Annotated in this window: 12 protein-coding genes and 1 CRISPR repeat array (1 of these 13 only partly in view); of the genes, 11 read left to right on the forward strand and 1 reads right to left on the reverse strand. The window is 49.5% G+C overall.

What is annotated here, in order from left to right:
- Nucleotides 1-5,317: a CRISPR direct-repeat array (repeat unit 33 nt; unit sequence GTCGCCTTCCGCAAGGAAGGTGTGGATTGAAAT) (it extends 370 nt beyond the left edge of the window).
- 749 nt (nucleotides 5,318-6,066) lie between these two features.
- The 11 genes from spo0A to NE473_RS05490 all read left to right on the forward strand — a co-directional run bounded on the left by spo0A (nucleotide 6,067) and on the right by NE473_RS05490 (nucleotide 16,539).
- The gene (spo0A, locus tag NE473_RS05440; RefSeq protein WP_006772508.1) at nucleotides 6,067-6,870 is read left to right on the forward strand and encodes a sporulation transcription factor Spo0A; all 804 of its coding nucleotides are present in this window, start codon (nucleotides 6,067-6,069) and stop codon (nucleotides 6,868-6,870) included.
- Nucleotides 6,871-6,973: 103 nt separating this feature from the next.
- Nucleotides 6,974-8,419: a glycogen synthase GlgA gene (gene glgA, locus NE473_RS05445; RefSeq protein WP_022033757.1), complete on the forward strand. Its 1,446-nt coding sequence runs from the start codon at nucleotides 6,974-6,976 to the stop codon at nucleotides 8,417-8,419.
- Nucleotides 8,420-8,448: 29 nt separating this feature from the next.
- A complete protein-coding gene (locus NE473_RS05450) occupies nucleotides 8,449-9,018 on the forward strand; it encodes an HD domain-containing protein (RefSeq protein WP_006772506.1) in 570 nt (189 codons plus the stop codon).
- Nucleotides 9,019-9,067: 49 nt separating this feature from the next.
- Nucleotides 9,068-9,526 (forward strand): divergent PAP2 family protein, encoded by a 459-nt coding sequence (locus NE473_RS05455; protein WP_006772505.1) that lies wholly within the window; start codon nucleotides 9,068-9,070, stop codon nucleotides 9,524-9,526.
- A 149-nt stretch (nucleotides 9,527-9,675) separates the two neighbouring features.
- Nucleotides 9,676-10,239 (forward strand): putative ABC transporter permease, encoded by a 564-nt coding sequence (locus NE473_RS05460; RefSeq protein WP_022033755.1) that lies wholly within the window; start codon nucleotides 9,676-9,678, stop codon nucleotides 10,237-10,239.
- 96 nt (nucleotides 10,240-10,335) lie between these two features.
- Nucleotides 10,336-10,929 (forward strand): Maf family protein, encoded by a 594-nt coding sequence (locus tag NE473_RS05465; RefSeq protein ID WP_081034999.1) that lies wholly within the window; start codon nucleotides 10,336-10,338, stop codon nucleotides 10,927-10,929.
- A 48-nt stretch (nucleotides 10,930-10,977) separates the two neighbouring features.
- Nucleotides 10,978-11,763 carry an HAD family hydrolase gene (locus NE473_RS05470; RefSeq protein WP_006772501.1) on the forward strand — a complete coding sequence of 262 codons (786 nt, stop codon included), beginning with the start codon at nucleotides 10,978-10,980 and terminating at the stop codon, nucleotides 11,761-11,763.
- A 67-nt stretch (nucleotides 11,764-11,830) separates the two neighbouring features.
- Nucleotides 11,831-12,985 carry an exonuclease SbcCD subunit D gene (locus NE473_RS05475; protein WP_055651665.1) on the forward strand — a complete coding sequence of 385 codons (1,155 nt, stop codon included), beginning with the start codon at nucleotides 11,831-11,833 and terminating at the stop codon, nucleotides 12,983-12,985.
- Nucleotides 12,982-15,255: an AAA family ATPase gene (locus NE473_RS05480; RefSeq protein WP_055651666.1), complete on the forward strand. Its 2,274-nt coding sequence runs from the start codon at nucleotides 12,982-12,984 to the stop codon at nucleotides 15,253-15,255. Before NE473_RS05475 ends, NE473_RS05480 begins: the two co-directional genes overlap by 4 nt.
- 51 nt (nucleotides 15,256-15,306) lie before the next feature.
- Nucleotides 15,307-16,281, forward strand: a complete 975-nt coding sequence (locus NE473_RS05485) for a foldase protein PrsA (protein WP_022033752.1) — start codon at nucleotides 15,307-15,309, stop codon at nucleotides 16,279-16,281.
- A 27-nt stretch (nucleotides 16,282-16,308) separates the two neighbouring features.
- On the forward strand, nucleotides 16,309-16,539 hold the full coding sequence (locus tag NE473_RS05490; RefSeq protein ID WP_006772495.1) for a hypothetical protein: 231 nt from the start codon (nucleotides 16,309-16,311) through the stop codon (nucleotides 16,537-16,539).
- Between the two features lie 152 nt (nucleotides 16,540-16,691).
- Here NE473_RS05490 and NE473_RS05495 read toward each other — a convergent pair whose 3' ends face one another.
- Complete coding sequence (locus NE473_RS05495) at nucleotides 16,692-17,978, reverse strand: M18 family aminopeptidase (protein WP_055651667.1); 1,287 nt, start codon at nucleotides 17,976-17,978, stop codon at nucleotides 16,692-16,694.
- Between the last annotated feature and the right edge of the window lie 331 nt (nucleotides 17,979-18,309).

An 18,309-nucleotide genomic window follows, 5' to 3' on the forward strand; every position in this document is an offset into this window, starting at 1 on the left:
TTGCACCTCTATGAGACGAACGTGCGTAAAGAGTCGCCTTCCGCTAGGAAGGTGGGGATTGAAATCTTAAGTCAATAGGTTTCTGGTAATTCTGTGGTTGTCGCCTTCCGCTAGGAAGGTGGGGATTGAAATAGATGCTTATATTAAAAACAAGCCGACTTCCATGGTCGCCTTCCGCTAGGAAGGTGGGGATTGAAATAAAATCTATTAATGATCTGCCATCTAAATACACTGTCGCCTTCCGCTAGGAAGGTGGGGATTGAAATACCATCACCCACACGACCGCCACTCCAATCAGCACGTCGCCTTCCGCTAGGAAGGTGGGGATTGAAATCCACTTGTTGGAGGAAAAGATCACAAGCGGCACGTCGCCTTCCGCTAGGAAGGTGGGGATTGAAATAGTTGCATAGTACTTCTTTCCAATTAAGCTGTTCAGTCGCCTTCCGCTAGGAAGGTGGGGATTGAAATAACATCATAAAGTATGGAACTGTAGATTATCTTCGTCGCCTTCCGCTAGGAAGGTGGGGATTGAAATGTTGAGTTGGAATTCCGCAGCGGCGTATTCCGCTGTCGCCTTCCGCTAGGAAGGTGGGGATTGAAATAACATAACGCTCTCTCCTAAATTAACTGCAAGTTGTCGCCTTCCGCTAGGAAGGTGGGGATTGAAATTAAAGTCAAGTCGCAACGGCCACATCAATGAGAATGTCGCCTTCCGCTAGGAAGGTGGGGATTGAAATTCCTATGAACGCTTGTAAATATAATATGACTTATTGTCGCCTTCCGCTAGGAAGGTGGGGATTGAAATTATAGCTGAGTTGGATCACACGTTGCAGAAAATAAGTCGCCTTCCGCTAGGAAGGTGGGGATTGAAATTCTTTCTCTGGCGCACGGATCGAAACAGCAATTATGTCGCCTTCCGCTAGGAAGGTGGGGATTGAAATGACAGAGCATTATAAGTGGGTGCTGAATATTGAGAGGTCGCCTTCCGCAAGGAAGGTGTGGATTGAAATATCAGGACCGGAGCGGAAATATCTTTATGAAATCGTCGCCTTCCGCAAGGAAGGTGTGGATTGAAATACTCCATTATTGGTACACTCAAACAGCTTTTCCCGTCGCCTTCCGCAAGGAAGGTGTGGATTGAAATTCTCGTCCAGGACTCTCTCGGTGTGGCTGTAGGCCGTCGCCTTCCGCAAGGAAGGTGTGGATTGAAATTCGGTTGGTATGCGGATTATGTGGGTGGATATGCAGGTCGCCTTCCGCAAGGAAGGTGTGGATTGAAATAAGAGTGCCACAGCCTATCTGTCACAGTCTGCCGGTCGCCTTCCGCAAGGAAGGTGTGGATTGAAATATGCAGTATACCGGCTATGATACAGCGAGTGATAAGTCGCCTTCCGCAAGGAAGGTGTGGATTGAAATACAGCTAACACAGGCCCTCGGCTCGGGAGTGCTGCGTCGCCTTCCGCAAGGAAGGTGTGGATTGAAATGTAGTTAATAATTGGGACTATATATATCCGATTTGTCGCCTTCCGCAAGGAAGGTGTGGATTGAAATCCATGCACCAGATCCCAGGATGCGGACTTAATCCGTCGCCTTCCGCAAGGAAGGTGTGGATTGAAATAGATCAGGCGATTGACATGGCGACAAAGGAGTTGTCGCCTTCCGCAAGGAAGGTGTGGATTGAAATAGGAGGTGGCACGAGTGCTATGCAACATGAAATGGTCGCCTTCCGCAAGGAAGGTGTGGATTGAAATAGCCATTCCCCTTAGCGCACTCATGATGATTGGGGTCGCCTTCCGCAAGGAAGGTGTGGATTGAAATGTCTGCATAGACGTTCCAGGATTGCGTAAACTGGTCGCCTTCCGCAAGGAAGGTGTGGATTGAAATACGACTGCCGGAGCGGTAAAGACCGGTGAAGTCGGTCGCCTTCCGCAAGGAAGGTGTGGATTGAAATATTTCTACAAATACCGATGGTGTGACAAGGGTACGTCGCCTTCCGCAAGGAAGGTGTGGATTGAAATACGCAGATTAACGACACCATTACCCACATACGTGATGTCGCCTTCCGCAAGGAAGGTGTGGATTGAAATGTTGAGTTGGAAGTCCGCAGCCGCGTATTCTGCCGTCGCCTTCCGCAAGGAAGGTGTGGATTGAAATTTCAAACGTTTGGCAGATATCGGCTGAGGGGTCTTGTCGCCTTCCGCAAGGAAGGTGTGGATTGAAATATTAACTATGGCTACAGTAATATGTCAGGCCATAGTCGCCTTCCGCAAGGAAGGTGTGGATTGAAATAGCAATCTGCGCATTCAGGATGTCAAGGGTGGTCGTCGCCTTCCGCAAGGAAGGTGTGGATTGAAATACCCCCTCCCCCCCCTCCCGGATACCGATACGTCAGGTCGCCTTCCGCAAGGAAGGTGTGGATTGAAATATCTTCGGGGATAACCCGCTGATGCGCTGGTACAGTCGCCTTCCGCAAGGAAGGTGTGGATTGAAATAAGAAAGGAGACGAGTATGCATTTAAAACCTTTTGTCGCCTTCCGCAAGGAAGGTGTGGATTGAAATGGCAATGGTTGTCAAGACTTACCTGGAAGACCTTAGTCGCCTTCCGCAAGGAAGGTGTGGATTGAAATTTTCATAACCTTGTCATTATCCCATCCCCCTCGCTCGTCGCCTTCCGCAAGGAAGGTGTGGATTGAAATAAGTCCTGATAAAGCAAAATTAATTGCTGATTAGTCGCCTTCCGCAAGGAAGGTGTGGATTGAAATGCCATAATATCATTCCTTTCGTGTTGTAGTTGTGGTCGCCTTCCGCAAGGAAGGTGTGGATTGAAATTTAAAAGAATAATTAAGGCGGCCCACTACGGAGTCGCCTTCCGCAAGGAAGGTGTGGATTGAAATAACGATTACTGCAGGCGGCACACCCCCCACGGTTGTCGCCTTCCGCAAGGAAGGTGTGGATTGAAATGTGCTTATGTTTCCATTGCTATCCAGGTATTCTTGTCGCCTTCCGCAAGGAAGGTGTGGATTGAAATATTTTCTGGAATAGGAAGTCTACTAGCAAAAGCAGTCGCCTTCCGCAAGGAAGGTGTGGATTGAAATGAAACTTATTCGTATGATTTAGTTAGATGTTTTTCGTCGCCTTCCGCAAGGAAGGTGTGGATTGAAATAATTCGGGGATTGTTGCAAAGAACATCGGCGATGGTCGCCTTCCGCAAGGAAGGTGTGGATTGAAATATCTGTCCTTGAGAAAGTTCTCTCATGTGGCTCTTGTCGCCTTCCGCAAGGAAGGTGTGGATTGAAATAAGTCGATCACAGAGCCCGGGGCCAGTTCGATTGGTCGCCTTCCGCAAGGAAGGTGTGGATTGAAATGCCATCACCTCACCTTCCTATCTGGCTGGTATTATCGTCGCCTTCCGCAAGGAAGGTGTGGATTGAAATAACCAAAGTACTTTGCGGCATTAAGCATTAATTCGTCGCCTTCCGCAAGGAAGGTGTGGATTGAAATGCTATTGCCATACTCCAATATCTCGGCCATTTCATGTCGCCTTCCGCAAGGAAGGTGTGGATTGAAATGTCTGTAATATCAGCTCCTGCACCTGCCCCCTGTAAGTCGCCTTCCGCAAGGAAGGTGTGGATTGAAATACAAAAAAGCAGAACCAGTGATCCCAATCGACATTGGTCGCCTTCCGCAAGGAAGGTGTGGATTGAAATTCTTCTGCCCGAAAGAGAGGTGATACAGTTGTTAAGTCGCCTTCCGCAAGGAAGGTGTGGATTGAAATTGTATATTCACCGGCTGACTCAAAATTGTTATAGTCGCCTTCCGCAAGGAAGGTGTGGATTGAAATTGATCTATAGAAATCACTTAATGTCCGATACACATGTCGCCTTCCGCAAGGAAGGTGTGGATTGAAATGCATAATGTCGAGAAGGCAGTGGCATAGATGATTGTCGCCTTCCGCAAGGAAGGTGTGGATTGAAATTTCTGTATCTCTTTCAGCTTTTCAATCAACGATGTCGCCTTCCGCAAGGAAGGTGTGGATTGAAATATACCCAAAAAGTTGTGATATCACAACTACAACAGTCGCCTTCCGCAAGGAAGGTGTGGATTGAAATGTGTCATCGTCAAAGTACCGTTTCATGCCGAATGTCGCCTTCCGCAAGGAAGGTGTGGATTGAAATGTGTGATATACCAACCCATGATAAAACTGTTCCGTCGCCTTCCGCAAGGAAGGTGTGGATTGAAATTCAATCATCATAGTGAGGACATGATTCATATGATGTCGCCTTCCGCAAGGAAGGTGTGGATTGAAATTGACTCTTTCTTTTCTGGCTCTTCTATACCTGTCATGTCGCCTTCCGCAAGGAAGGTGTGGATTGAAATTAACCTCCGGAAAGCTTAATTCTCATGAGTATAGTCGCCTTCCGCAAGGAAGGTGTGGATTGAAATGCCCTTTTCGGTGTCGAGGCCACCAGACAGGTTGTCGCCTTCCGCAAGGAAGGTGTGGATTGAAATAACAGGTATATTGCCTTCCCGCTTAAACTCTACAGTCGCCTTCCGCAAGGAAGGTGTGGATTGAAATATCTTCACAGTCTCATTGCAGGCCGGACACTCAAGTCGCCTTCCGCAAGGAAGGTGTGGATTGAAATCCAGCATCTACTGGATTAGGTGTAAGCGTTACGGTCGCCTTCCGCAAGGAAGGTGTGGATTGAAATGCAGTATTTTTCTTGCCTGCTGGCGCTACGTTATAGTCGCCTTCCGCAAGGAAGGTGTGGATTGAAATCGTAATATAATCCCAGGCTAATCATTGCCATCTCCGTCGCCTTCCGCAAGGAAGGTGTGGATTGAAATATTAATGTTCTGGGTGAGGCAGTGGCCGGAGCTCTGGTCGCCTTCCGCAAGGAAGGTGTGGATTGAAATAGTTATAAATATTTCCCATTAGAAAGATTCAAGCGTCGCCTTCCGCAAGGAAGGTGTGGATTGAAATAGGACAAAGTCACAGGCACGCGAGGGTGGCGGAAAGGTCGCCTTCCGCAAGGAAGGTGTGGATTGAAATCCAAATTCCGAGATGAATGCCTCCCGGCTTCCAGTCGCCTTCCGCAAGGAAGGTGTGGATTGAAATGGATCCTTAACGAACGTCTTAGCCTGCTCCCTGGTGTCGCCTTCCGCAAGGAAGGTGTGGATTGAAATGCATTAGGATGTATCACAGAATGTCCGAGTTCATGTCGCCTTCCGCAAGGAAGGTGTGGATTGAAATCCGTTCTATATCAGCTTCGGTATTACTACAGCCGTCGCCTTCCGCAAGGAAGGTGAGGATTAAAATATTAACGTATTTCTCGAGGCATTTTACATCTCCTTCACTCAATATTCCCTGTTGACAACGAACCTCCTTGTCTCAGGGAATCTAATAGGTGCCTAAATGTTGAGAAAGGCGTTTAAAACAGCTGTCTGGAGCAATCGTTTACATGATACCCCACTCATTCTCAACAAGTTTTCCCTGTATAAACGGAGAGTTTCCCTGTATAGCCTGTTAAAAATCTTTCAAAAATCTATTACTCATCGGTATGCATTATTGTATTTATAATTGGCGTTATATCATTTCCTTTCTTTAAACAGCTGCAATAATACCATCTTACCATACACAGCCTGTGCCTGCTTCTGCACTGCTGCCTATCCCCTCATCAGAAAAAAACAATTATTTAACACAGAACGGCAAAGGTTCCCGAATTACTGAACCTTTGCCGTTTTAATGTCAGAAATAAACCTCATATCCTTTCAAAAAGCACCATAATATGGTAAAATATTCCGATAATCACGCCCGGAGTTTTTTCCCGACACCGAGCCACAAAATTCAACATTTACATAAAAATGAAGTCTGTCGGATTTTGTGACCAGGCCTGGATTTGGATCGAAGGGGGATTTTTCCGCTTCGGGGGCCATCGGAGGAAAATGTGGGAAAAACGCCCGCCTTTTGTCGAAAAATGCGACAGAATTCCATTGCGGCAATTCGGGGGCAAGTCTATAATGGCTTTACACTAATCATTCAATCAACAAGAAAGGGAGAGTAGGAAGATGTCGGAAATCAGTATTGCAATCGCGGACGATAACCTGCAGACACTGAGTCTGCTAAACGATATATTGGAGGGAGAGGAGGATTTCCATGTCGTCGGAAAGGCGGATAATGGGGAAGATGCTTACAACATGATTGTAAAAACAAGCCCTGATGTTGTCTTATTGGATGTCATTATGCCGAGAATGGACGGAATCACGGTGATGGAACGGGTGCGCAGCAATGCCGCAGTGACTAAGATGCCGTCGTTTATTATGGTAACAGCGGCCGGAAGTGAGAATATTACCGAAGACGCGTTCCGCATGGGTGCCAATTATTACATCATGAAGCCTTTCAACAAAGATATTGTTGTCGATAAAGTCAGAAGAGTCGGACACAGGAAATCAAAAACTACGGGACTTTCCGGCATGAAGAAAGTCAAGCCATATGTGAACAAAAATGAGTACATGGAACAGAATCTGGAAAATGACGTGACTCAAATGCTTCATGAAATCGGCATCCCGGCTCATATCAAAGGATATCAGTACTTACGGGATGCCATTGTTATCTCTGTGCAGGACCAGGAAATGCTGACCAGTGTTACCAAGATTCTCTATCCGTCTATTGCCAAGAAGCATCAGACGACTCCGAGCCGTGTAGAGCGTGCGATCCGCCATGCCATCGAGGTTGCGTGGAGCAGAGGCAAGATGGATACGATCAATGATCTGTTTGGATATACCGTAAGCACGGGAAAGGGCAAGCCTACAAACTCCGAATTTATTGCACTGATTGCTGATAAAATAAGACTGGACTACAAAAAACTTTAGAAAATCTATCACAAATATACTTCCTTATTTAAGTAAAATGCAGTATACTATAAGACAAAGAGTGGCGCCCTCAGGGGTGACTGTAAATGAGGGAGGTTTTTTGATGAAGAAGATTTTGTTCGTTGCATCGGAGGCAGTACCTTTTATTAAGACCGGCGGACTTGCTGACGTAGTAGGGTCCCTTCCCAAATGTTTTGATAAGGAATATTTTGATGTCAGGGTAATGATTCCCAAGTATCTGTGTATGAAGGAGTCGTGGAGAAACGACATGGAGTATGTAAACCATTTTTATATGGATTACATGGGTCAGAGCAGGTACGTTGGAATTCTTCAATACGTATATGAGGGAATTACTTTTTACTTTATTGATAATGAAGGCTATTTTAACGGACCAAAGCCATACGGCGACTGGTACTGTGATTTGGAAAAATTCTGCTTTTTCTCAAGGGCGGCTTTGTCGGCGCTTCCGGTGATCGGATTTCAGCCTGACGTCGTGCACTGCCATGACTGGCAGACGGCACTGATTCCCGTCCTGTTAAAAGACCGGTTCCATGACGGAGAGTTCTTCCGCAACATGAAGTCGGTTATCACCATCCACAACTTGAAGTTCCAGGGAGTGTGGGATGTCATGACGATCAAGAGGCTGACAGGCCTCCCGGATTACTACTTTACACCAGATAAGCTTGAAGCATACAAGGATGGCAACCTATTAAAGGGCGGCATTGTATACGCCGACGCCATTACCACCGTAAGTGAGACGTATGCGGAAGAGATTAAGATGCCATTTTACGGCGAAGGACTGGATGGCCTGATGAGGGCGCGCGCGAACAGCCTGCGCGGCATTGTGAACGGCATTGATTACGATGATTTCAATCCGGAGACGGATCCTTACATTGTCCAGAAGTACAATGCTAAGAATTTCCGTAAGGAGAAGATAAAGAACAAACGGGCTCTGCAGGAAGAACTGGGACTGCCGCAGGATGACAGGAAGTTTATGGTTGGTATTGTTTCCAGGCTGACTGACCAGAAGGGCCTCGATTTGATCCAGTGTGTCCTGGACGAGATGTGCCAGGACGATATCCAGCTGGTTGTGCTGGGAACCGGAGAAGAGCGGTACGAGAATATGTTCCGCCATTACGACTGGAAGTATAATGACAAGGTTTCTGCGAATATTTATTATTCAGAGCCGATGTCCCATAAGATTTATGCGGCCTGCGATGCATTTTTGATGCCGTCCTTATTTGAACCGTGCGGTTTAAGCCAGCTGATGTCGCTCCGCTACGGAACCGTTCCGATTGTCCGCGAAACCGGCGGGTTAAAGGACACGGTGGAACCGTATAACGAGTTTGAGAGCAGGGGAACCGGATTTTCATTCCAGAATTATAATGCTCATGAGATGCTGGGGGTTATTCGCTACGCAGAGCGGATATACTATGATAAGAAGCGTGAGTGGAACAAGATCATCGACCGGGCGATGGCGATGGATTATTCCTGGCATACGTCAGCCGGCAAGTATCAGGAATTGTATGACTGGCTGATCGGCTATTGAGTTCAGAGAAAAAAGGAAGCGGACATTGCATGAATAAAAAGTGTTTTACTCGGGAAGAAAAGAAGGAAGTGCTCCGCTGGGCGGAGGATCCTTCCTGGATCAATCAGGAGCGGTATGACGAGGATGAGGAATATCTTGCCTGCGTGGCGGATATTCTGGAAAATCCTGTATTTCAATCCATGGATCGTTTTATGCAGCATGGGGATACTACCTGTAAGGCGCACTGCATCAAGGTATCCTATTTCAGTTACCGGATCTGCCGCCGTCTGGGCTGGGATTATGTACAGACCGCAAGGGCGGGGCTTCTGCATGATTTATTCTTATATGACTGGCATACCCATGCGAAGGAGACGGGAGAACACTTTCACGGATTTACCCATCCGCGCAGGGCGCTGGCCAACGCAGAAAAGTACTTTGACTTAACGGATAAGGAGAAGGACATGATTCTGCGCCATATGTGGCCCCTCACCCCTGTTCCGCCAAAGAGCAGGGAAGGAATGGCTATTATATACGCGGATAAGTTCTGCGGCCTGGCAGAGACGGCCGCCAGAGTAAAAAGGTGGATTTTATACAGCCTCAGAGCGGGAAGAACCGCTTAGTGTTATCATGGCCGGAAGAATCCGCTGATACAAAAAGCAGGAGAAAACCATGACATTTTGGGACGAATTACTGGCAAATCAGGTTTTGATGAGTGCTGTCACCGGCTGGACGGTGGCTCAGGTACTGAAGACAATCATCGACCTTGCCCTGAATAAAAGTTTTAATCCGGAGCGGCTGGTGGGATCGGGCGGTATGCCCAGCTCCCACTCCGCGACGGTATGTGGAATGACGACCGCCGCCGCCATGCATTATGGCGTCGGTTCTTTTGAGTTTGCGGTATGCTTTATCCTTTCTATGGTAGTCATGTATGACGCCATGGGAGTGCGCAGAGAGACGGGGAAGCAGGCGAAGCTCTTAAACAGTATCCTGCTGGAAAACCCACTCAAGCTGAGCGGAGAAGTTTTGCAGGAGAAGCTGAAGGAATACGTTGGACATACGCCGCTTCAGGTGGCGGCCGGTGCTATTCTTGGCATTGCTCTCGCCGTGTTTATGGCGCAGTACTATTAACGGCGGTGCTTCATGGTCAAAGCGTGGGGCAGCCGCAAAAAAGTCGGAATATTTCCGTTAATCGTAAGAAAATAATTCTTGATTTCTTAAGATTTCCATATTATACTTTAACAAGTTAAAAAACTGTTAAAGTTGGAGGTACAATGGATATGACGATTTACCATACGATTAACTGGTTTTTCGCATTTAGTTTCATCGGTTACCTTCTGGAATGTACCGTGCTCAGCTATGAGAACCGCAGCCCGGTGTTGAACCGGGGATTTGGACATGGCCCGTTTTGCGTCATTTATGGTTTTGGTGCGCTGGGAGCCAGCCTGATTCTTGAGCCGTTGGCAGGACAGCCTGTGGAGCTGTATTTCGCTTCCATGGTGATGGCAACTTCCATGGAACTTGTGACAGCACACATTATGATTAAGCTGTTCGGAGCATTCTGGTGGGATTACAGCCAGAAGCCATTTAATTACAAGGGCATTATCTGTCTGGAAAGCAGTATTGCCTGGGGATTTCTGGGACTGTTTTTCTTTAAATTTTTAAATGGTTTTGTAAGCCAGCTGGTGGATGTCGTTCCCATCGGTCTGGAACGCCTGGTGGCCTTAGGGCTCTTATCCTTTTATGTAGCAGATTTTACATACACCATGCGGTATCAGCTTAAGGCTGCGGAGATGGAAGAAGAGGACGGCGTATCAGTCGTAGGGCGTCTGAAAGTATATTGATGGTTGGCGGGATTCGTAAAGGGTCCCGCTTATTTCATTCCCTGGGAGTATGGGAGCGGACGTTTTTGGATTTTGACAGGACAGGAGGTAAATGGTTTGACTGAGGAGAGAGTGATTGTTCTGGCATCGGCGTCACCGCGTCGCCGGGAACTGCTGGGACAGATAGGAATCATACCGGAGATTATTCCCAGCACGCTGGAAGAGAAGATAACAACCGACAGACCGGAGGAAGTGGTGAAGGAACTGTCGCTGCAGAAGGCGGCTGATGTGGCGGCGCGGTGTATGGAAGGCACCATTGTGATAGGGGCCGATACGGTGGTGGCCGCGGAAGGCCGGATTCTGGGTAAGCCAGGGTCCCACGAGGAGGCCGAACGCATGATTGCGCTTCTGGCAGGAAAGACCCACCAGGTCTATACGGGAGTAACTCTGATTGTCTGCGGCCGGGAAGGCGGGATACGAAAGACATTTGCAGAGAAAACAGATGTGCATGTGTATCCCATGACAGAGGAGGAGATCCATGCGTACGCCTTTTCAGAGGAACCCATGGACAAGGCCGGGGCTTACGGAATTCAGGGAAAATTCGCTTCTTATATCAAAGGGATTGACGGGGATTATAATAATGTAGTAGGATTGCCTGTAGGACGTGTTTATCAGGAAATGAAGGGGCTATGCAGCTCATTGAACGCGTAAGCGGACACAGAAGGTCCGCTGGATGCTCATAACCAGGAGGGATAAGAGATGATTAAACTGATCGTATCAGATATTGACGGCACACTGGTGCCGGACGGAAGCCATGAGATGAATCCGGAGCTTCTCGACGTGATCATGAAGATTCGGGAAAAAGGGGTACAGTTTGCGGCTGCCAGCGGGCGTCAGTGGGCCAGCATTGAATCGATCTTCGGCCCTATCAAAGAAAAGGTATTTTACTTATCCGACAACGGAGCCTACGTGGGCTGCCATGGCCGGAATTTATTTTTAAATCCCATCGACCGGGAAACGGTGATGGACATGGTGCGCGATGTGCGGCGGATGGAGGGACTCGAGGTGATGCTCAGCGGTCCGGACGTGGTTTATTTGGAGACGGAAAATCAGGATTTTATCGACTGGCTGGTGGAGGGATACCAGTTCCGTGTGGAACAGGTGCCGGATCTGACAAAAGTGGATTCCCAGTTCATCAAGATATCTGTATACCGTGAGACTGACGTGGAAGCGCATACCAGAGAATTGAGAGAGAAATACAGTGACCGGATGAAGATTACCATCGCAGGCGATATGTGGATGGACTGTATGAAACCGGGGATCAACAAAGGACAGGCGGTAAAGCTTTTGCAGGACAGCCTGGAGATCAAACCGGAGGAGACGATGGCTTTCGGCGACCAGTTAAACGATATCGAGATGCTGGAACAGGCTTACTACAGCTTTGCGGTAGGAAACGCCAGACCGGAGGTGAAAGCCACAGCCAGATTTCAGACGGATACCAATGTGAATGACGGTGTGTTAAAGATACTGAAGCTTCTGCTGTAGAGGACTGCCGGTACAGCAGGAAACTGACAAAGCTGTACTGGAGACGTATTAGACGAAAGGAACGAGGATGAGATTTATTCATACATCAGACCTCCATATCGGAAAGACCGTAGGCGGATTCTCCATGCTGGAGGAACAGGATGCGGCATTGAAACAGATAACGGATTATGTAAAAGAACGGCAGGCAGATGCCGTTCTTTTGAGTGGTGATTTATATGACCGTTCCGTGCCGCCGGCCGCGGCCGTGACGATGTTTGACCTGTTTTTGACCGGGCTTTCTGAACTGGGAGTGACGATTCTGGCTATTGCCGGGAATCATGACTGCGGGGAGCGGATTGGTTTTGCCAACCGGATTCTGGAGAAAAGAGGGCTGTATCTGGAAGGGAAACTGGAAGATCCGGTGCGGTTTGTGGATATTCCCGACCAGTGGGGAGCCGTGCGTGTGCATCTGGCGCCGTTTGCCAGGCCGGCGGAGGTGAAATCCCTCTATCGGTGCGGGAGCAGTATGAAGACGTTCGAGGAAAGCTTCGAGGAAATTCTGCGCCATGTGACATACAGTCCCGGCGGAAGGGATATTCTGATGGCCCATCAGTTTGTGGTGAACCAGGGGCTGCTGCCGGAGCTCTCCGATTCGGAGACGCGGGTGTCTGTGGGCGGAACGGATCAGGTGGAGGCCGCGCTGTTTCAGCCGTTCTGTTATACGGCTCTGGGCCATATCCACGGATGCCAGCAGATCGGAAAACAGCTGGTCTATTACAGCGGTTCACCGGTAAAATACTCATTTTCAGAATGCAGCCACCAGAAATCTGTGCTGTACGGTGAGGTGGGGAAGGATGGAAAGGTCAGTCTGGAACGCCTTCCACTGACGCCGGTCCATGATATGCGAAAGATCAGAGGCCGTCTTTCTGACTTGATTCTCCCGGAGGTCGTCAGTGCGGCGGATCCGGAAGACTATATTCTGGCTGTCTTAACGGATGAGACGGAGCTTCTGGATCCAATCGGAACGCTTAGAAGCGTCTACCCCAATATCATGCAGTTAAAATGGGAAAAGCGGGCACTGGAGCAGGATGGATCCGTGATTCATGAGGATATCATGAAAGAAAAGGGGCCGTATGAACTCTTTGCCGATTTTTATGAACTTGTTACCGGAAAGGCCATGACGAAAGAGCAGGAGGCCGTTATGCGGGAGACCGCCGAGCAGGCAGAGGAGGAGAGGTCATGAAGCCGACATCGCTTGTTTTAAGTGGCTGGGGGCCCTACAGAGGCGTGGAGCAGGCGGATTTTGAGACCATGCAGCAGGGACTGTTTCTGGTCTCTGGACCGACAGGCTCCGGGAAAACCACGATATTTGATGGAATTACCTTTGCCCTTTACGGGGAGGTCAGCGGAAGCATCCGGGAGAAGGACAGTCTCCGAAGTGACTTTGCGGACGCGTCCACTCCTACTTTTGTAACTCTGAACTTCACCCACAGAGGAAAACAGTACCGGGTCACCCGAAATCCAAAGTATGACAGACCAAAGCTCAAAGGTGAGGGGATGACCACAGAGCCGGAGGGCGGCGAACTCTATGAGGGAGAGACGCTTCTGGCCTCGGGAAGCAGCCAGGTGACCGAGCGGGTGAACGGGCTGCTTGGTCTGGACTACCGCCAGTTCCGCCAGATATCCATGATTGCCCAGGGGGAATTTCAGCAGCTTCTCGTGTCCAGCTCCAAAGAGAGAACTCAGATATTCCGGGATATTTTCCAGACGCGGATCTACGATACGATGACGGCGCTTCTGTCGGCCAGAGTGAAGGCGTTAAACGGCCGGATTGATGAGGTAAAGCACCGGGCGGACGAGATCACCGGAACGTTCCGGATTGAGAACGGGGACTGGGAAGAGCTGAAGTCGAAGAAAAACCGGAATTATCGTAAAATTCTGGATTTTATAGAACAGGAAGACGACCGGCTGGAGAGCAGGGAGAGAGAACTGGCTTCCCGCCTTGGGGAACTGGACCGGTCCTATAAGGAACAGGTCAGAGCCATTGAGGAACTGCGAAGCGGCAATCAGGCGGTCAGAAAGTATGAGAATGACAGAAAGACTCTGGAAAAGCTGGAGGAAGAACGGGACAGCTTAAAAGAACAGAAGAGAGAGCTGGCAAAGGCATACGGCCGTATCCCCGTCCGCAGAGAACGGCTGGAAGGGAAAAAGTCGGAACTGCGCGTACTGGAGGAGCAGAAAAAGGGGCTTGCCTCATGGCAGGCCGCCTGCCGGCAGCTGACAGAACGGCAGGAAACGTATTTGAAGCTCGATGGTGAGGCAAAGGAAAAGAAACGGATTTACGAATATCAGGACGACTGTTTTAAGAAGGCGGCTGCGGGGATCATCGCAAGAGATTTAACGGAGGGAATTCCGTGTCCGGTCTGCGGCTCCACAGTCCATCCGGCGCCTGCATCCATGGAGGGGGAGGTGCCGGATGAGAAAGAGATCCGCAGGCTGAAAGCGGACTATGAGGCCGCTTCGGAAAAGGCATCGGCGGCCGCAGGCGCCGCCGCGGCTCTGGTGGGCGCTGTAAAAAACATGGAAGAAAACCTCGGCGTCATGGATTTATCCGACGGAGGAGAGAAGGCTTTACTGGAAATCGGGGAAAAGCTAAAGCTTCTGGAAAAAGAGACGAAGCAGGAAGAAAAAGAGATCAGGGACTGTGAAAAGGAGTACCAGGACTGCTCGGTGAAGCTGGAAAAACAGAAGGCGGCTTATTCCCAGCTAAAAGCGTCCATCCGGGTTCCGAAGCAGACGGAGCTGGTGGATTTGTCCGGCTTTGAGGCAGCACTTTCGGAATGTGAGAGGGATCGGAAGCAGACGGCAAAGGAAAAGGAACGGACGGGTGCGGCTCTGGCTTTGAACAGACAGTCACTGTCCACCCTGAAAGGCCATCTGGAGGTCAAGGAAAAGCTGGAGACGGAGTACGGCGTGGTCCGTGAGCTGGAACGGGCGGCCGGAGGGTATAACGGCCGGAACCTGGTATTTGAGCAGTACGTCTTATCCGTGTACTTTGAGGACATTCTCCGGGCGGCGAACCGGCGTCTTTTAAAGATGAGCGGGGAGCGGTATGAGCTGCACCGGCTGGAGCGGGCGAGAGACAGGAGAAGCAGGGAGAGTATGGAGATGGAGGTGCTTGACCAGTACACGGGGAAGCGCCGTTCCGTGAAGAGCTTATCGGGCGGAGAGGCGTTTAACGCGGCCCTGGCGCTGGCGCTTGGAACCTCGGATGTGATACAGAGCTATGCGGGGGGAATCCAGGTGGAAGCCCTCTTTGTGGACGAGGGATTTGGCTCTCTGGATGCGGAAGCGCTGGAGCAGGCAGTGGCGATTCTGACCTCACTAAGCGGCGGATCCAGCATGGTTGGAATCATTTCCCATGTGGAAGAATTGAAAGAACAGATCGGCAGCCATATTCTGGTAGAAAAAACGAATCAGGGAAGTAGAATCGTGACAGAAAGTATGGTATAATACTATTCGCATAACACACAGGAGAGTTTTTCATTCATACAGGAGTTGTCCATGAATTTTAAATATAGAAAAAAAGTGAAACAAACGCTGGCCGCCGTTCTGGCCGCCATGCTTCTTACCGGCTGTACCAGGGGGCTTCCCATGGTCTCAGAGGTAAATGAAACGAAGGCATACACACTTCCGCAGTCCATGATCATTGTGGCGACGGAGCGCAACCGTTACCAGCAGGCCTATACCGGCCAGATCTGGAGCGTGGAGCTGCCGGACGGAGAGACCTTTGAGACGTATCTGCTGGGACAGGCCCGGGAATTTCTCCAGGAGATGAAATTGATGAACCTTCTGGCAAAGGATCAGGAGATTATCATCACGAGCACGGAGAAGGAGGAGATCCGGAAGCTGTCGGAGGAATATTATGAGTCTCTGACCGAGGACGACATCGCGTACATGGGAGTGAAGGAGGACGATGTACGGACGATGTACGAGGAATACTTTCTGTCCAACAAGGTGGTCAGTGAGCTGACAAAGGATATGAATCTGGAGATCAGCGACAGCGAGGCCAAGGTCATAACCATTGACCAGATCGTTCTCTCGGATGGCAATACGGCTCAGGACGTGCTGGAACAGGTGAAGGAAGACGGGGCGGACTTCGAAGCCATAGCACGGGAGTATTCAGAGAGCAACGAGATTCGGAAGCAGCTGGGGCGGGGAGAAGCGAAAAAAGCAGTGGAAGATGCGGCATTTTCCCTGACTGCGGGAGAGATCAGTCCGGTGGTGGAGGACAACGGTACGTTTTATATCTTCCGATGTGTCAGCGATTACGATGAGGACGCTACACAGGCGAGGAAAGATAACCTGTACCAGCAAAGGAAAAAGGACGCGTTCGGACAGATTTACAATCAGTTTAAAGCGGAGAATCCGGTTACATTCAGCAACGATATCTGGGATGGTATCAAGTTTTCCATTGACGATAAGACGACTACCACGAATTTTTTTGACTTGTACAGAAAACATTTTCCCAATCAATAATGGGGAAGGAAAGCAGAGGGGCATTCCATGGCAGAAGGGGGAAGGAGCAGCCGGGGCAGGAGCCGGAAGCGCAAAAGTAAAAGGGGGAAGGCAGTTTTTGCCGCGGTACTTAAGATTATTCTGATTCTTTTTGTGGCGGCAGGACTTTTATTTACCAGTACGTATGTGTACCGCTACTGGGAAGGAAGCCGCACATCGACCGCACCGCTGGAGACCGGCAGAGAGATTGTGCCGGAGACGATGAAGAGTTACGAATAACGGGTGGCCGAAGCGCAGAGGGACAGAAGGCGGAAAAAGAAGAGGCAATATAACAGAGAAAAAAGAAAGGAGCTCCATGTTGTGCGGAGACTCCTTTCTTCTTTTCCTCTGTTGGATTCGGCTATTACAGCTGGCTTTATGCACATAGAACTTTAAGCGTTAAAATACGCGGTCACCAGATCGACGAGAGCTTTCTGGTCGGCGGTGCCCATGACCTCTCTGGCAGAATGCATGGCCAGCATGGGGATTCCCGCATCCACGGTGCGCATCGTTAAATAGCTGGAGGAGATGCTTCCGAGCGTGGAGCCGCCCTTCATATCGGATCGGTTGGAAAATTTCCTGTATGGAATTTTTGCATTTCTGCAGATGCTTTCAATCATTCCCGTGCTGGTCGCGTCGGTCGCATAGGACTGGCTGGCCGACAGCTTGATGGCGACGCCGTCTCCCATGTGGATCTGGTTCTTAATATCGCATTTTTCACCGTGGTTGGGATGGATTGCATGTGCGACGTCGAGGGACAGCATAAAGCCGTCAAATAGGGCATTTAAGTAGGTTTCCCTGGAGCAGCCCAGGGACAGGAACAGTTTTTCCAGCACTCGGTCCATGAGCAGTGAAGCGGCACCCTGTTTCGTGCTGCTTCCGATCTCCTCATTGTCATAAAGTGCGATCACATGAATCTCATTTCCTGCGGTGCTGTTCATGATGCCGCTTAAACAGGCCTGTACGGAGGTCAGGTTGTCGAGACGCGGAGCGGAATAGAATTCGCCGTCCAGTCCGCACAGAGTGCCGCTCTCCGTATTGTAGATGTAGATCTCGTAGTCCAGGATATCTTCCTGCTCCACGCCGGCTGAAGCGGCCAGCGCCTTTAAGAAGAAATCCTCCTTTTCCAGATCGTTTTTAATTAAGGTCAGGAGCGGAAGCATATCAATCTGCGGATTGACGGCAACCCCCTGATTGGCTTCCCGGTTCATGTGGATCGCCAGATTGGGAATTGTGAGCACCGGGCGCCGGAAGTCAACGAAGACGGTTTTCGTTCCGCCGGGAGCATCACCGGTTACACAGACTTTGCCTGCCATGGACAGCGGCCTGTCGAACCAGGTATGCAGAAGCGGTCCGCCGTAGACTTCTGTGTTGAGCTTTCCATACCGTCCTGAAGTTACCTCCGGAGACGGCTTTAATTTTAAGCAGGGCCAGTCTGTATGGGAAGCGGCCAGTTTAAGCTTCAGAGCCTGATCCGTCAGCTCGCCGATGGTAAATGCGATCAGCGTGGAATCATAAGCTTTTATATAGTAGGAGTGTCCCTGTTCCAGCTTCCAGGAGCCGGAAAGGGGAAGTTCTGTAAATCCGGCGGCGTCTAAATCAGCGGCCGCCGTCATGATGCAGTGATACGGGGATACGGAAGCGGAGATCAGCCGCTCCAGCTGTTTCATATCATTCATAGGATTAGCCTCTTTTCTGTGTAATTACAGCTCTTAGTATATCACAAAGTGGAAGCGGTGGGAATTGGTTTTAAGAAAGAATGGCATCCCCGCACCTTCTATGGTAAAATAGTTCCAATGAGACTGCGCGGGTCTTTGACACCCTAATCATAGAAAATTAGCCACTAAGCCGCTACTGGCTTATATTTTTTTGTCAAATATTTTGTTTTAATATATAGCCTTTTTTAGCTTTTTGTGGTAAAATAGGGATGGGGTGATTATTATGAAGGTTGATACAACGAAGTCCAAAAATGCGGAATCCTTTTACATCAGACAATCCTATATAAATTCA

Origin of the sequence: Hungatella sp. SL.1.14, from assembly GCF_024460495.1 — a bacterium.
Classification (GTDB): Bacteria; Bacillota; Clostridia; order Lachnospirales; family Lachnospiraceae; genus Hungatella; species Hungatella hathewayi.

What these genes read in the sequence shown, in the direction of transcription:
- spo0A (WP_006772508.1), top strand. Translation starts at nt 6,067, where the DNA reads ATGTCGGAAATCAGTATTGCAATCGCGGACGATAACCTGCAGACACTG.
- glgA (WP_022033757.1), top strand. Translation starts at nt 6,974, where the DNA reads ATGAAGAAGATTTTGTTCGTTGCATCGGAGGCAGTACCTTTTATTAAG.
- NE473_RS05450 (WP_006772506.1), top strand. Translation starts at nt 8,449, where the DNA reads ATGAATAAAAAGTGTTTTACTCGGGAAGAAAAGAAGGAAGTGCTCCGC.
- NE473_RS05455 (WP_006772505.1), top strand. Translation starts at nt 9,068, where the DNA reads ATGACATTTTGGGACGAATTACTGGCAAATCAGGTTTTGATGAGTGCT.
- NE473_RS05460 (WP_022033755.1), top strand. Translation starts at nt 9,676, where the DNA reads ATGACGATTTACCATACGATTAACTGGTTTTTCGCATTTAGTTTCATC.
- NE473_RS05470 (WP_006772501.1), top strand. Translation starts at nt 10,978, where the DNA reads ATGATTAAACTGATCGTATCAGATATTGACGGCACACTGGTGCCGGAC.
- NE473_RS05475 (WP_055651665.1), top strand. Translation starts at nt 11,831, where the DNA reads ATGAGATTTATTCATACATCAGACCTCCATATCGGAAAGACCGTAGGC.
- NE473_RS05480 (WP_055651666.1), top strand. Translation starts at nt 12,982, where the DNA reads ATGAAGCCGACATCGCTTGTTTTAAGTGGCTGGGGGCCCTACAGAGGC.
- NE473_RS05485 (WP_022033752.1), top strand. Translation starts at nt 15,307, where the DNA reads ATGAATTTTAAATATAGAAAAAAAGTGAAACAAACGCTGGCCGCCGTT.
- NE473_RS05490 (WP_006772495.1), top strand. Translation starts at nt 16,309, where the DNA reads ATGGCAGAAGGGGGAAGGAGCAGCCGGGGCAGGAGCCGGAAGCGCAAA.
- NE473_RS05495 (WP_055651667.1), bottom strand. Translation starts at nt 17,978, where the DNA reads ATGAATGATATGAAACAGCTGGAGCGGCTGATCTCCGCTTCCGTATCC.